The sequence below is a fragment of the Streptomyces sp. NPDC058985 genome, assembly GCF_042740985.1.
In the GTDB taxonomy this organism is placed as follows: domain Bacteria; phylum Actinomycetota; class Actinomycetes; order Streptomycetales; family Streptomycetaceae; genus Streptomyces.
This window is the reverse complement of record NZ_JBHYJX010000067.1, coordinates 23,113-37,061: the sequence shown is the minus strand read 5'-3', so window position 1 is coordinate 37,061 and position 13,949 is coordinate 23,113. Positions and strand designations below refer to the sequence as shown.

At 72.4% G+C, this 13,949-nt stretch carries 15 protein-coding genes; 2 read left to right on the top strand and 13 right to left on the bottom strand.

Features of this window, described 5'->3' with window-relative positions; all coding sequences use genetic code 11:
- Positions 1-111 precede the first annotated feature (111 nt).
- The 5 genes from der to aroH form a co-directional block, all read right to left on the bottom strand.
- On the bottom strand, positions 112-1,590 hold the full coding sequence (gene der, locus ACFW01_RS35885; RefSeq protein WP_234960762.1) for a ribosome biogenesis GTPase Der: 1,479 nt from the start codon (positions 1,588-1,590) through the stop codon (positions 112-114).
- Between the two features lie 74 nt (positions 1,591-1,664).
- Positions 1,665-2,312: a lysophospholipid acyltransferase family protein gene (locus ACFW01_RS35880; protein ID WP_234960761.1), complete on the bottom strand. Its 648-nt coding sequence runs from the start codon at positions 2,310-2,312 to the stop codon at positions 1,665-1,667.
- Positions 2,309-3,004, bottom strand: coding sequence for a (d)CMP kinase (gene cmk, locus ACFW01_RS35875; RefSeq protein ID WP_125490800.1), 696 nt, complete (start codon positions 3,002-3,004; stop codon positions 2,309-2,311). Before cmk ends, ACFW01_RS35880 begins: the two co-directional genes overlap by 4 nt.
- A gap of 112 nt (positions 3,005-3,116) precedes the next feature.
- Positions 3,117-4,202, bottom strand: a complete 1,086-nt coding sequence (locus ACFW01_RS35870) for a prephenate dehydrogenase (protein ID WP_234960760.1) — start codon at positions 4,200-4,202, stop codon at positions 3,117-3,119.
- Complete coding sequence (gene aroH / locus ACFW01_RS35865) at positions 4,199-4,561, bottom strand: chorismate mutase (protein WP_234960759.1); 363 nt, start codon at positions 4,559-4,561, stop codon at positions 4,199-4,201. The genes ACFW01_RS35870 and aroH overlap by 4 nt, the downstream gene beginning before the upstream one ends.
- 150 nt (positions 4,562-4,711) lie before the next feature.
- On the opposite strand from aroH, the gene ACFW01_RS35860 reads away from it, so the two are divergent.
- Together ACFW01_RS35860 and ACFW01_RS35855 are read left to right on the top strand one after the other, a co-directional pair.
- Positions 4,712-5,107: a Rieske (2Fe-2S) protein gene (locus tag ACFW01_RS35860; RefSeq protein ID WP_234960758.1), complete on the top strand. Its 396-nt coding sequence runs from the start codon at positions 4,712-4,714 to the stop codon at positions 5,105-5,107.
- Between the two features lie 23 nt (positions 5,108-5,130).
- Complete coding sequence (locus ACFW01_RS35855; RefSeq protein ID WP_234960757.1) at positions 5,131-5,817, top strand: DNA polymerase beta superfamily protein; 687 nt, start codon at positions 5,131-5,133, stop codon at positions 5,815-5,817.
- A gap of 66 nt (positions 5,818-5,883) precedes the next feature.
- Here the strand turns inward: ACFW01_RS35855 and ACFW01_RS35850 are convergent, their stop codons facing one another.
- From ACFW01_RS35850 to ald, 8 genes are all read right to left on the bottom strand, one after another.
- Positions 5,884-6,906 (bottom strand): ADP-ribosylglycohydrolase family protein, encoded by a 1,023-nt coding sequence (locus ACFW01_RS35850; RefSeq protein ID WP_234960756.1) that lies wholly within the window; start codon positions 6,904-6,906, stop codon positions 5,884-5,886.
- Positions 6,903-7,622, bottom strand: coding sequence for an NUDIX domain-containing protein (locus ACFW01_RS35845; protein WP_161327358.1), 720 nt, complete (start codon positions 7,620-7,622; stop codon positions 6,903-6,905). The genes ACFW01_RS35850 and ACFW01_RS35845 overlap by 4 nt, the downstream gene beginning before the upstream one ends.
- A gap of 83 nt (positions 7,623-7,705) precedes the next feature.
- Complete coding sequence (locus ACFW01_RS35840; protein ID WP_125490792.1) at positions 7,706-8,821, bottom strand: pseudouridine synthase; 1,116 nt, start codon at positions 8,819-8,821, stop codon at positions 7,706-7,708.
- Positions 8,821-9,474 (bottom strand): SMC-Scp complex subunit ScpB, encoded by a 654-nt coding sequence (gene scpB, locus ACFW01_RS35835; RefSeq protein ID WP_234960754.1) that lies wholly within the window; start codon positions 9,472-9,474, stop codon positions 8,821-8,823. Before scpB ends, ACFW01_RS35840 begins: the two co-directional genes overlap by 1 nt.
- Positions 9,471-10,715 carry a segregation/condensation protein A gene (locus ACFW01_RS35830; RefSeq protein ID WP_234960753.1) on the bottom strand — a complete coding sequence of 415 codons (1,245 nt, stop codon included), beginning with the start codon at positions 10,713-10,715 and terminating at the stop codon, positions 9,471-9,473. The genes scpB and ACFW01_RS35830 overlap by 4 nt, the downstream gene beginning before the upstream one ends.
- 18 nt (positions 10,716-10,733) lie before the next feature.
- Complete coding sequence (locus tag ACFW01_RS35825) at positions 10,734-11,294, bottom strand: hypothetical protein (RefSeq protein ID WP_234960850.1); 561 nt, start codon at positions 11,292-11,294, stop codon at positions 10,734-10,736.
- The gene (locus tag ACFW01_RS35820; RefSeq protein WP_234960752.1) at positions 11,291-12,421 is read right to left on the bottom strand and encodes a ParA family protein; all 1,131 of its coding nucleotides are present in this window, start codon (positions 12,419-12,421) and stop codon (positions 11,291-11,293) included. Before ACFW01_RS35820 ends, ACFW01_RS35825 begins: the two co-directional genes overlap by 4 nt.
- Before the next feature lie 387 nt (positions 12,422-12,808).
- A complete protein-coding gene (gene ald, locus ACFW01_RS35815; RefSeq protein ID WP_234960751.1) occupies positions 12,809-13,924 on the bottom strand; it encodes an alanine dehydrogenase in 1,116 nt (371 codons plus the stop codon).
- Positions 13,925-13,949 lie beyond the last annotated feature (25 nt).

The following is a 13,949-nucleotide window of genomic DNA, read 5'->3' as shown; positions in this document are numbered from 1 at the left end:
TTAATAACCCCCCGGCCCCCCGCCCCCCGCGGGGGGGGCCGGCCGCCCCCGGGCTGGAGGTTCGCGGGGGGCCCCCCGGCGGGGGTCCCCCTCTCTCACGTCCTGCGACCGCTACTTCTTCTTCGCGCCGCGCTTCTCGCGCACCCGCACCGAGATGTGGATCGGCGTCCCGTCGAAGCCGAACTCCTCGCGCAGCCGGCGCTCGATGAACCGCCGGTAGCCCGCCTCGATGAAGCCGGAGGCGAAGAGCACGAAGCGCGGCGGCTTGGTGCCGGCCTGCGTGCCGAAGAGGATGCGGGGCTGCTTGCCGCCGCGCACCGGGTGCGGGTGGGCGGCGACCAGCTCGCCGAGGAAGGCGTTCAGCCGGCCCGTGGGGACGCGGGTCTCCCAGCCGGCCAGCGCGGTCTCGATCGCGGGGACCAGCTTCTCCATGTGCCGGCCGGTCTGCGCCGAGACATTGACCCGCGGCGCCCACGCCACCTGGCCCAGCTCGGTCTCGATCTCCCGCTCCAGGTAGTAGCGGCGCTCCTCGTCGAGGGTGTCCCACTTGTTGTAGGCGACGACGATCGCGCGGCCCGCCTCGACGGCCATGGTGACGATCCGCTGGTCCTGGACCGAGATCGACTCGGAGGCGTCGATGAGGATGACGGCCACCTCCGCCTTCTCGACGGCGGCGGCGGTGCGCAGCGAGGCGTAGTAGTCGGCGCCCTGCTGGAGGTGGACGCGCTTGCGAATGCCCGCCGTGTCGACGAACTTCCAGGTCACGCCGCCGAGTTCGATCAGCTCGTCGACCGGGTCGCGGGTGGTGCCGGCCAGTTCGTTGACGACGACGCGCTCCTCGCCGGCCACCTTGTTCAGCAGCGAGGACTTGCCGACGTTCGGACGGCCGATCAGGGCGATGCGCCGGGGGCCGCCGACGACACCGCCGAAGGACTCGCGGGGCGCCTCGGGCAGGGCCTCCAGGACCTGGTCCAGCATGTCGCCGGTGCCCCGGCCGTGCAGCGCGGAGACCGGGTGCGGCTCGCCCAGGCCCAGCGACCACAGGTAGGCGGCGTCGGCCTCTCCGCTCGGGCCGTCCACCTTGTTGGCGCACAGCACGACGGGCTTGCCGGCCTTGCGCAGCAGCCGTACGACCGCCTCGTCGGTGTCGGTGGCGCCGACCTTGGCGTCCACGACGAAGACGACCGCGTCGGCGGCCTCGATGGCGTACTCGGCCTGCGCGGCCACGGAGGCGTCGATGCCGAGGACGTCCTGCTCCCAGCCGCCGGTGTCGACGACCTTGAAGCGGCGGCCGGCCCACTCGGCCTCGTAGGTGACGCGGTCGCGGGTGACGCCCGGCTTGTCCTCGACGACGGCCTCGCGGCGGCCGATGATGCGGTTCACGAGGGTCGACTTGCCGACATTGGGGCGGCCGACGACGGCGAGGACGGGCAGCGGGCCGTGCCCGGCCTCCTCGATCGCGCCCTCGACCTCCTCGATGTCGAAGCCCTCGTCGGTGGCCAGCTCCATGAACTGCGCGTACTCGGCGTCGCCGAGCGCCCCGTGGTCGTGCTCCTCGCCCGAGCCCTCGGAGTGGATGTGGTCGTTCATGAAGTCCGTACCTCGTTCATCGTGGTGATCGGTGGAACACCCCTGTACTGGGTGATCCACTACTCAAGTGTCGCCTAGCGGGTGGTGAGCCGCCTGGCATTCTCCAGGTGCGCGGTCAGCTGCTTCTGGATGCGTTCGGTGGCCTCGTCCAGCGCCTTGCGGGTGCGGCGCCCGCTGCCGTCGCCCGCGTCGAACGGGTCGCCGAAGACGACGTCGACCCGCGCGCGCAGGGGAGGCAGCGCCTTTATGAACCGTCCGGGACGGTCGGTACTTCCCAGCACCGCGACCGGGACGATCGGGGCGCCGCTGCGGAGCGCGAAGTAGGCGAGCCCGGCGCGCAGCGAGGCGAAGTCGCCGACACCCCGCGTGCCCTCCGGGAAGATACCCAGCACGCCGCCGTTCTCCAGCACGCCGAGCGCCTGCGCGATGGCGGTGCGGTCGGTGGAGTGGCGGTCCACCTTGAGCTGGCCGATGCCGGTCAGGAAGCGTCCGAGCGGGCCGATGAACGCCTCCTTCTTGATCAGGAAGTGCGTCGGCCTGGGCGCGACGCCCATGACCATCGGGCCGTCGATGTTGTGCGAGTGGTTGACGGCGTAGATCACCGGGCCACTGGCGGGGACCCGCCAGGCGCCCAGCACGCGCGGCTTCCACAGCCCGTACATCAGGCCGACGCCGATGCGCCGCCCGACCTCGGCGCCCCGCGCCGAAGGGACCTCGGTCACTTCCCTGCCCGCTTCTCCTCGACGAGGGTGACGACACACTCGATGACCTGCGGCAGGGTGAGGGCGGTGGTGTCCACCTCGACCGCGTCGCCGGCCTTGGCCAGCGGGGAGGTCTTCCGGGTGGAGTCGGCCGCGTCCCGCTTGATCAGGGCCTCGCGGGTGGCGTTGACGTCGGCGCCCTTCAGCTCGCCGCTGCGGCGGGCGGCGCGGGCCTCGGCGGAGGCGGTGAGGAAGATCTTCAGGTCGGCGTCCGGCAGCACGGTCGTGCCGATGTCGCGGCCCTCGACGACGATGCCGAGCGGCGCGGCGGCGGCGATGGAGCGCTGCAGCTCGGTGATCCGGGTCCGCACCTCGGGGACGGCGCTGACCGCGCTGACCTTGGAGGTGACCTCCTGGGTGCGGATCGGGCCGGAGACGTCCACGCCGTCGACGGTGATGGCCGGGCCCAGCGGGTCGGTGCCGGAGACGATCTCGGGCTTGCCCGCCGCGGCGGCGATCGCGTGCGGGTCGTCGGTGTCGATGCCGTTGGTCACCATCCACCACGTGATCGCCCGGTACTGGGCACCGGTGTCCAGGTAGCTCAGGCCGAGCTGCGCGGCCACGGCCTTCGACGTGCTCGACTTGCCCGTGCCGGAGGGGCCGTCGATGGCGACAATCACGGCCGGGACGGTCGGGGCGGCGCCGTTTTCCACGAGGGGACACCTTCCTGGTGCGGTGCGGTGGGTGGTGTGCGGGACGCGAGCGCGTCCCGCACAAGGTTACTGGGTCCGCGGGGCCCCTCTTACAGCCGTACGAGCTACCGGATCACTGCCGGATGGCCCAGCCCCGGTCCTTGAGTGCCGCCGTGAGGACGGCGGCCGCCCTCGGCTCCACCATGAGCTGCACCAGACCCGCCTGCTGGCCGGTCGCGTGCTCGATGCGCACGTCCTCGATGTTGACGCCGGCCACCCCCGCGTCCGCGAAGATGCGGGCCAGCTGGCCGGGCTGGTCGTCGATGAGGACGGCCACGGTCTCGTAGGCCCGCGGGGCGGAGCCGTGCTTGCCGGGGACGCGGACCTGTCCGGCGTTGCCGCGCCGCAGCACCGAGGCGATACCGGTGCCGCCCTCCAGGCGCTTGTCCTCGTCGGAGGACTGCAGGGCGCGCAGGGCCCGTACGGTCTCCTCCAGGTCGGCGGCGACGTCGGTGAGCAGGTCGGCGACCGGGCCCGGGTTCGCGGAGAGGATGTCGATCCACATCCGGGGGTCGGAGGCGGCGATCCGGGTGACGTCGCGGATGCCCTGGCCGCACAGCCGTACGGCGGCCTCCTCCGCGTGCTCCAGGCGGGCGGCGACCATGCTGGAGACCAGGTGCGGCATGTGTGAGACGAGGGCCACGGCGCGGTCGTGGGCGTCCGCGTCCATCACCACCGGCACCGCGCGGCAGTGCGAGATCAGCTCCAGGGCGAGGTTCAGCACCTCGGTGTCGGTGTCCCGGGTCGGGGTCAGCACCCAGGGCCGGCCCTCGAAGAGGTCGCCGGTGGCGGCCAGCGGGCCGGACTTCTCGCGGCCGGACATGGGGTGCGTGCCGATGTACGACGACAGGTCGAGGCCGCGGGCCTCCAGCTCCCGCCGGGGGCCGCCCTTGACGCTGGCCACGTCGATGTACCCGCGGGCGGCGCCGCGTCCCATGGCGTCGGCGAGGACGTCGGCCACCAGGGCGGGCGGGGCCGCGACGATCGCCAGGTCGACGGGGCCCTCGGGCGCCTCGTCGGTGCCGGCGCCGAGCGCGGTGGCGGTGCGGGCCTGCTCGGGGTCGTGGTCGGAGAGGTGGACGGTGACGCCGCGCTGGGTCAGCGCGAGGGCGGCGGAGGTGCCGATGAGGCCGGTGCCGATGACGAGTGCGGTTCTCACTGGGCGATGTCCTTGCGCAGGGCCGCGGCGGCGCCGAGGTAGACGTGGGCGATGTCGGCGCGGGGCCGGTCGGACTCGATGTGGGCGAGGACCCGGACGACGCGGGGCATGGCGCCCTCGATGTCCAGCTCCTGGGCGCAGATCAGCGGCACGTCGGTGATGCCGAGCCCGCGGGCGGCGGCGGCCGGGAAGTCGCTGTGCAGATCGGGGGTGGCCGTGAACCACAGGCTGATCAGGCTGTCGGCCGACAGGCCGTTGCGCTCCATGAGGGCGGTCAGCAGGGCGGCGACCTGCTCGTCCATGTGCCCGGCCTCGTCCCGTTCCAGTTGGACGGCGCCCCGGACCGCTCGTACCGCCACGGCGATGCTCCTCGCTGACGTTGCTGACGCGTGTATCGGTTCTTGGTCCGTCCAGCCTAGTCAGCCCGCCGGGTACCGGCCCCGGGCGCCCGCCCCCTGAGACGCTGGCCCCGACCGGCATCTCCTCCCCCACGCCTCCCGGAGTGACCCATGCATCACGGCCCGACGCGTCGTACGGCCCTCATCTCGGCGGGGGCGGCGGCGTTCGCCGTCGGCTGCGGCGGAGGCGACGACTCCGGGGGCGCCGAGACCTCCCCGGGCCAGGAGCTGACGACGACGGACGGCATCCCGGTGCGCGGCGGCAGGGTCCTCGCGGAGCAGAAGATCGTGGTGACCCAGCCGGAACCGGGCGACTTCAGGGCGTTCTCCGCGGTCTGCACCCATCAGGGCTGCATCGTGTCGGACGTGCGCGACGGCACCATCGACTGCGCCTGTCACAACAGCCGGTTCAGTGTCGCGGACGGCTCGGTGGAGCAGGGACCGGCGACCGAACCACTGCCCGGGAAGCGGATCACGGTGGAGGGAAAATCGGTCCGCCTGGCGTGAGGCACCCGCGTACGCTCCCCGGCATGGACCCCGAGCTGCTGGTGCGCGACCACACGGTCTACGCCTGTGTCATGGGCTCTCGCGCCTTCGGCCTGGCGACGGAGGACAGCGACACCGACCGCCGGGGCGTCTTCCTCGCCCCCACACCCCTCTTCTGGCGCTTCGAGAAGCCGCCGGCGCATGTGGAGGGCCCGGCCGACGAGCAGTTCTCCTGGGAGCTGGAGCGCTTCTGCGAGCTGGCCCTGCGCGCGAACCCCAACGTCCTGGAGTGCCTGCACTCGCCGCTGGTGGAGTACGCCGACGCCACGGGCCGTGAACTGCTGTCCCTGCACGACGCGTTCCTCTCCCGCCGCGCCCACGAGACGTTCACCGGCTACGCGCACGGCCAGCGCCGCAAACTGGACGCCGACGTCCGCACGCACGGCGCCCCGCGCTGGAAGCACGCGATGCACCTCCTGCGCCTCCTGGAGTCCGCGCGCGACCTGCTGCGCACGGGCACGCTCACCATCGACGTCGGCGACCGGCGCGAGTCGCTGCTCGCCGTGAAGCGCGGCGAGGTCCCCTGGCCGGAGGTGGAGGCCCGGATGACCCGCCTGGCCCGGGAGGGCGAGCAGGCCGCCCACAGCAGCCCCCTCCCCGCCGAACCGGACCGCCGCCGGGTGGAGGACTTCCTCCTGCGCACCCGCCGCGCCTCAGCCCTTCAGCGCTGACAGGCTGCCCGGCCATCCCGCGGCCGGGCCGATGCCGGGCCGATGCTGTGGGCGTCGATCATGGGCTCAAGCGTCCCAGAGCGCGCCCAGGGAGAGCAGGTCGTCCCGGTACTCGATGCGGTCGGCCCAGTCGGTGGGCCAGGCGTCGGCACCCAGGTGGGCGCCGGCGAACGCGCCCGCGAGGCAGGCGATGGAATCGGAGTCGCCCGAGGTGCAGGCGCCGCGGCGCAGGGCGGTCAGCGGCTCGTCGACGAAGAGCAGGAAGCAGAGCAGCCCGGCCGCCATGGCCTCCTCCGCGATCCAGCCCTCGCCGACGGACAGGCAGGGGTCGGTCTCGGGCGAGGCGGTGCGCACGGCCTGCTGGAGACGGTCGAGGGTCGTCAGGCACTCGTCCCAGCCGCGGGCGATGAAGTGCTCGGGCGTGGGGTCCTGGGCGCGGGTCCACAGGTCGCCGAGCCAGCGCTCGTGGTAGCGACCGCGGTTGTCGTAGGCGTACGAGCGCAGCAGCCCGACCAGTCCGGTCGGCTCCGCCCCCTCGGCGAGCAGCCGTACGGCGTGCGCGGTCAGGTCGGAGGCGGCGAGCGCGGTGGGATGGCCGTGGGTGAGCGCGGACTGCAACTGGGCGGCGCCCGCGCGCTGTTCGTCGCTCAGACCGGGGACGATGCCTATGGGCGCGACGCGCATGTTGGCGCCGCAGCCCTTGGAGTGGATCTGGCTGGCGTCCTGCCAGGGGCGGTCGCCCCGCTCCAGGAGGCCGCAGGCCGTGAGGCAGGTGTTGCCCGGGGCCCGGTTGTTCTCGGGCGAGCGGTTCCAGGCGATGAATTCCTGGCGTACCGGTTCGGCCATCCCCTCGGGCGCGAGGGCCCCGCGGTCCATGGCCGTCCGCAGCCCCTTCCCCAGCGCCAGCGTCATCTGCGTGTCGTCGGTGACGTAGGCCGGGTCCGGCAGTGTCATCTCCCGCCATGGGCCGCACTTGGCGAGGATCGCCGGGACGTCGTTGAACTCGGTCGGGAAGCCCAGCGCGTCGCCGAGGGCGAGGCCGGTGAGCGCTCCGGTGGCGGCGCGCTTGGTGACGGTCTTCGTGGTCATGCGGGGCGTCCTTCCCGAGGGGTGCGGAGCAGGGGCGGGTGCAGGGTGGTGGCAGGGCCCGCGCGGTACAGCGCGGCGGGCTTGCCGCGTCCGCCGGTCAGCCGGGCGGCGCCGGGGACGGGCTCCACGAAACCCGGGGTGGCGAGGACCTTGCGGCGGAAGTTGGGCCGGTCGAGAGGAGCGCCCCACACGGTCTCGTAGACCTGTTGCAGCTCGCCCAGCGTGAACTCGGGCGGGCAGAAGGCGGTGGCCAGGCAGGTGTACTCCAGCCTGCCGCCGACGCGGGTCCGGGCGTCGGCCAGGATCCGGTCGTGGTCGAAGGCGAGGCCGCGGGCCTCGTCGTACGGCATCCAGCGGGCCTCGGCGGCGTCGGTGCCGGCGTGCGGCTCGGGAGGGTCGGGCAGCAGCGCGGCGAAGGCGACGGAGACGACGCGCATCCGGGGGTCGCGGCCGGGTTCGCTGTAGGTCCGCAGCTGCTCCAGGTGCAGCCCGGTCACGTCCGCCAGGCCGGTCTCCTCGGCCAGCTCGCGCCGGGCGGCCGTCTCCGCCGACTCGTCCGGCAGCAGGAAGCCACCGGGCAGCGCCCAGCGGCCGGCGTAGGGCTCCTGGCCGCGCTCGACGAGCAGCACGTGCAGCGCGCCCGCGCGCAGTGTGAGGACCGCGAGATCGACGGTGACGGCGAAGGGTTCGAAGGCGTGCTTGTCGTAGCCGTGCAGAACGGCCCACCCCCTTTAATAGTCACTAGGACTATAAAGAGGGTGGGCCGGTCAGGACAACCCTGCGGGGACGCCCAGGACGCTCAGAGCTCGACCTCCGACATCAGCATCCCGACCTCCGTGTTGGACAGCCGCCGCAGCCAGCCCGACTTCTGGTCGCCCAGCGTGATCGGGCCGAAGGCGGTGCGCACCAGCTTGTCGACGGGGAAGCCCGCCTCCGCCAGCATCCGGCGGACGATGTGCTTGCGGCCCTCGTGGAGGGTGACCTCGACCAGGTAGTTCTTGCCGGTCTGCTCCACGACCCGGAAGTGGTCCGCGCGCGCGTACCCGTCCTCCAGCTGGATGCCGTCCTTGAGGCGCTTGCCGAGGTCCCGCGGGATCGGGCCCACGATGTGCGCGAGGTAGGTCTTCTTCACGCCGTACCGGGGGTGGGTCAGGCGGTGCGCCAGCTCACCGTGGTTGGTGAGCAGGATGACACCCTCGGTCTCGGTGTCGAGCCGGCCCACGTGGAAGAGCCGGGTCTCACGGTTGGTGACGTAGTCGCCGAGGCACTGGCGGCCCTCCGGGTCCTCCATGGTGGAGACGACGCCGGCGGGCTTGTTGAGCGAGAAGAACTGGTACGACTGCGTGGCGACGGTCAGGCCGTCGACCTTGACCTCGTCCTTCTCCGGGTCGACGCGGCGGCCCTGCTCCAGCACGATCTCGCCGTTGATCTCGACCCTGGCCTGCTCGATCAGCTCCTCGCAGGCGCGCCGGGAGCCGTAGCCCGCGCGCGCGAGGACCTTCTGCAGCCGCTCGCCCTCCTGCTCGGCGCCGGGGAAGGTCTTCGGGAGCTTGACGTCCTTCTTGCCCGCGTACCGCTCGCGGTTGCGCTCCTCGGCCCGCGTCTCGTACTCGCGGGACGTGGCCGGAGCCGAGCGGCCGCGCTGCTGGGGCCGCTTGGGGCCGCCCTTGGCGCCGCCGCGGGCCGCGCCGCCGCGCCCGGACTTGGGGCCCTCGGGAGAGGCTCCGGGGCCCACGTCGTACCGGCGCTCCTCCGGGCGGGGCTTCTTCGGCCGGCCGCCCGGCTTGTCGTCGCGGTTGTTTCCGGCGCCGCGGTAGTTACCGCGGCCACCACTGCTCCCGCCGCGGCCGCCGCTGTTGCCACCACGGCTCCCGCCGTTGTTTCCGCTGCTGTTCCTGCCGCTGCTGCTTCGCATCAAAGTTCCGTCTTGTCGTCTGCGTCCTCGGTATCCGGGGCGTCCGGATCGAACGACGGGACCCCTTCCAGCGTCTCGGCCTCGATCGCCGCCGCCTCCGGGAGGAAGGGCGCGAGCTCCGGGAGCTCGTCCAGGCCGCGCAGGCCCATCCGCTCCAGGAAGTAGTTCGTCGTCACGTACAGGATCGCACCTGTTTCGGGTTCCGTGCCCGCCTCCTCGACCAGACCCCGCTGCAGGAGGGTGCGCATCACACCGTCGCAGTTCACGCCGCGCACCGCGGAGACGCGGCTGCGGCTGACCGGCTGGCGGTAGGCGACGACGGCGAGGGTCTCCAGCGCGGCCTGGGTGAGGCGGGCGTGCTGGCCGTCCAGGACGAAGCCCTCGACGGCCGCGGCGTACTCGGGGCGGGTGTAGAAGCGCCAGCCGCCGGCGATCAGGCGCAGCTCGAAGCCGCGGCCCTGGACGGTGTACTCGTCGGCCAGCTCCCGCAGGGCGTCCGCGATGCGCCGCCGGGGGCGTTGCAGTATCTTCGCCAGCTGCTCCTCGGTCGCGGGCTCGTCGACGACCATGAGGACGGCCTCGAGTGCGGGCTTGAGGTCGAGGCCGGCGACGCCCTCCGGTGCGCGCACGGCCTCCGTCGTCTGCTCACTCACGCCTTCCGCTCCTCCTCGGTCTTCTCCGGCGGCCGGTCGAACTCGTCGGTCACCACCGGTGCGGCGTCCTCGTCACCGCCGGTCCAGCGCACCAGCAGGTCGCCGAGCGCGGTCTCCTGGTCCAGTTCGACGGCCTTCTCCCGGTACAGCTCCAGCAGGGCCAGGAAGCGGGCCACGACGGTCAGTGTGTCCGCGGTGTCCTGGACCAGCACGCGGAAGCTGGCCTCGCCCAGCTCCCGGAGCCGGGCCACCACGATCTGGGCCTGCTCCTGGACGCTGACCAGGGGCGCGTGGATGTGCTCGACGTAGACCTGCGGCTTGGGCTTGGGCTGCATGGCCTTCACGGCGAGCTTGGCGAAGCCCTCGGGGGCGATGCTGATGACGACCTCGGGCAGCAGCTCGGCGTGGTGGGGTTCCAGGCCGACGGTACGGGGGTAGCGGCGGGCCTCGGACTCCAGCCGCTCGTTGAAGATCTCGGCGATCTGTTTGTACGCGCGGTACTGGAGCAGCCGCGCGAAGAGCAGGTCGCGGGCCTCGAGAAGTGCCAGGTCGGCCTCGTCCTCGACCTCGGCGGCGGGCAGCAGCCGGGCCGCCTTCAGGTCGAGCAGGGTGGCGGCGACCACCAGGAACTCGGTGGTCTCGTCGAGGTCCCAGTCGGACCCCATCGCCCGGATGTGCGCCATGAACTCGTCGGTCACCTTGGACAGCGCGACCTCGGTGACGTCCATCTTGTGCTTGGCGATCAGCTGAAGAAGCAGATCGAACGGCCCCTCGAAGTTGGCGAGCCGAACCTTGAAGACACCGTCGGCGTCACCGCCGCCCTCCGCGCCCTGCGCGGGGGAGGCGTCGGGAGGCGCGGCCTCGGGGCGCGGGGCCTCCGGCGAGACCCCGGCGGGCGCGGCGTCCGGCAGGCGCTCCGGCGGCACATCGGCGACGTCCGCCTCACCGAGCGCCGCGCGGGGCGGCGGCCCGGTCTCCGGACCCTGCGCGCGGGAGGCGTCGGCCGGGGCGGTCGCGGCGGGAAGCAGGGCCTCGGACTGCGAGGCCTCCGGCGGGATCTCTGCGGGCGCGGCTTCCGGTCGGGGCTCCGGCGGCTCGACGGCGGCCGGCGCGGGCGCCGGGCGGGGCGGTGCTTCCTGCTCGGGGGTGGGTGCGGGCCCCGGGGCTTCTCCGGGCCCCCGCCCCAGCGCGCGCCGACGGGCGGCGCGGGGGCCGGGGCTGGAGGCGTCGTTCGAGGTCATGGCCCCCGCAGGCTACCGCTACCGCCCGCGCAGCCGTCGTACGAGGATGCTGGCGTCCCCACGGGTCTCCAGGTCGGCGAGGACCACGGCGACCGCCTCGCGGACGATGCGGCCCCGGTCGACGGCGAGGCCGTGCTCTCCGCGGAGCACCAGGCGGGCGTGCTCCAGGTCCATCAGCTCCTCGGCGGAGACGTACACGGTGATCTTCTCGTCGTGGCGCTCACGGCCGCTGGGGCGGCGTGCGGCCGCCCTGCCGCCGCGCTTGCGGGGCTGGGCGGTGGCAGAACCTTCCTGCGCGCCCGCGCCCGGCACGGAGGGCCGTGCGGAGCGCTCCGCGCCCCGGCTGCGCGACTCGCCCGCCGAGCCCGGTTCCGCGTCCGCCGCCGCGTGCTCGGCGCCCTCGCCGTCGCCGCCCTGCGCGGGCACCGACTGCGGCGCGTCCTCGGCGGCGGCCTGGTCGCTCTCCCCCGCCGGCGCCGGCACGCGTGCCTCGCCGTTGGCCGGCCGCCGCGGGGTGGACGCCTGGAGCGCCATCCCCCCTGTCGTACGGAAGAGTTCGTCGGCCCCCGGCAGACTCACTCGGCGTGACACCGGGCGAGCACCTCCCTGGCGAGCTGGCGGTAGGCGGCGGCGCCGACGGAGTTGGAGGCGTACGTGGTGATCGGCTCACCGGCGACCGTGGTCTCCGGGAAGCGGACGGTGCGCCCGATGACCGTGTGGTAGACGTGGTCGTCGAACGCCTCGACGACACGCGCGAGCACCTCACGGCTGTGCACCGTGCGCGAGTCGTACATCGTGGCGAGGATGCCGTCCAGCTCCAGGTCCGGGTTGAGCCGCTCCTGGACCTTCTCGATCGTCTCGGTCAGCAGGGCCACACCGCGCAGCGCGAAGAACTCGCACTCCAGCGGCACGATCACCTTGTGCGCGGCCGTCAGGGCGTTGACCGTGAGCAGGCCGAGCGAGGGCTGGCAGTCGATCACGATGTAGTCGTAGTCGTCCATCAGCGGCTTCAGCGCGCGCTGCAGCGTGGACTCGCGCGCGACCTCGCTCACCAGCTGCACCTCGGCCGCCGACAGGTCGATGTTGCTGGGCAGCAGGTCCATGTTGGGGACCGCCGTCTTCAGCAGCACCTCGTCGGCCGCCATGCCCCGCTCCATGAGCAGGTTGTAGACGGTGAGGTCGAGCTCCATCGGGTTGACGCCGAGCCCGACCGACAGCGCGCCCTGCGGGTCGAAGTCGACGAGCAGCACCCGGCGCCCGTACTCGGCGAGCGCGGCACCCAGGTTGATGGTCGACGTGGTCTTGCCCACGCCGCCCTTCTGGTTGCACATCGCGATGATCTTCGCGGGGCCGTGATCGGTCAGCGGGCCCGGGATCGGGAAGTACGGCAGCGGGCGTCCGGTCGGACCGATGCGCTCACGGCGCTGGCGGGCCGCGTCGGGCGCGAGCGTGGCGGCGTACTCGGGATCCGGCTCGTACTCCGCGTCCGGGTCGTAGAAGTGCCCCTCGGGCAGTTCGTCGTAGTCGGCGAAGTGGTTGCGGGGCGCGCCACTTCCGTCGCCGGCCATGGCGTTCACGTGTTGGCCATCCATACTCATGTGTGCTGTCAGAGTTGCCTGCGGACTCTGGTGGGCGGCTTCGAAGGTACGTACGGCGACGGAGCCGACAGCCTCGAGACGCCCCGGGCCGTGGGCCCGTGCAGGCATTCCTGGTTGACCACCCCCGGGAGTAAATGTCGACTCATTCACAAGTCGTCTTACCTCCTTGGTGACCAGGGAACTTCTAGACAGGTCAGCGTGGCACCATGCCGACGTTCGGCGACTCTATGGCGTGTCGGCCGTCCGCAGCAACACAATCCGCCGGACCCGGCCCGATGTGTCGGCAATGAAACATCCCTCTGTCAAGGGCGTACGGCCGTCGCACGGCAGGTTTCACCGGTGCGCGAATCGGTTGAAGCGTTACGTTCGAGGCGAGTTGACCGAGAATCGCAAAGTGACCATACACACACCCGGCCGGACCTTGTCGGGCAAGGTCCGGCCGGGCGTGTGGGGTTGACGGTACTTGTTGACGTATCGCCTTTGCGGGTTGCCGACTTAGCCGAGCAGCGTGCTCGGGTCGACGTACTCCAGGCCGTGGGCGTCGGCGACCTCGCGGTAAACGACCTTGCCGTCATGCGTGTTGAGACCCCGGGCCAGCGCGGGGTCACGGCGCAGCGCCTCGACCCAGCCGCGGTTGGCCAGCTCCACGATGTACGGCAGCGTGGCGTTGGTGAGGGCGTTGGTGGAGGTGTTGGACACCGCGCCCGGCATGTTGGCGACGCAGTAGAAGACCGAGTTGTGGACCGGGAAGGTCGGCTCGGCGTGCGTGGTGGGACGCGAGTCCTCGAAGCAGCCGCCCTGGTCGATCGCGATGTCGACAAGAACACTTCCGGGCTTCATGCGGGAGACCAGCTCGTTGGTGACCAGCTTCGGGGCCTTGGCGCCCGGGATGAGCACCGCGCCGATGACCAGGTCCGCGTCGAGGACGGCCTTCTCCAGCTCGAAGGAGTTGGACATGACGGCCTTGACCTTGGTGCCGAAGATCTTGTCGGCCTCGCGCAGCTTGTTGATGTCGCGGTCGAGCAGGGTCACGTCGAAGCCCATGCCGACGGCGATCTGGGTGGCGTTCCAGCCGGAGACGCCACCGCCGATGACGACGGCCTTGGCCGGGATCACGCCGGGCACGCCGCCCGGCAGCACACCGCGGCCGCCGTTGGAGGCCATCAGGTGGTAGGCGCCGACCTGCGGGGCCAGCCGGCCCGCGACCTCGGACATCGGGGCCAGCAGCGGCAGGGCGCGGCTGGGCAGCTCGACCGTCTCGTAGGCGATCGCGGTGGTGCCGGACTCGACGAGGGCGTCCGTGCACTCCTTGGAGGCGGCCAGGTGGAGGTAGGTGAAGAGCGTCTGGTCCTTGCGGAGGCGGTGGTACTCCTCCGCGATCGGCTCCTTGACCTTCAGCACCAGGTCGGCGGCGGCCCAGACCTCGTCGGCGGTGTCCAGGATCCGGGCACCGGCGGCGACGTACTCGGCGTCCGGGATCGAGGAGCCGACGCCGGCCTCGCGCTCGATGACCACTTGGTGGCCGTGGCGCACCAGCTCGTGCACGCCGGCGGGGGTGATGGCCACCCGGAACTCGTTGTTCTTGACCTCGCGGGGGATGCCGACCTTCACGGGGATCACGGTCCTTGGCTCAGAG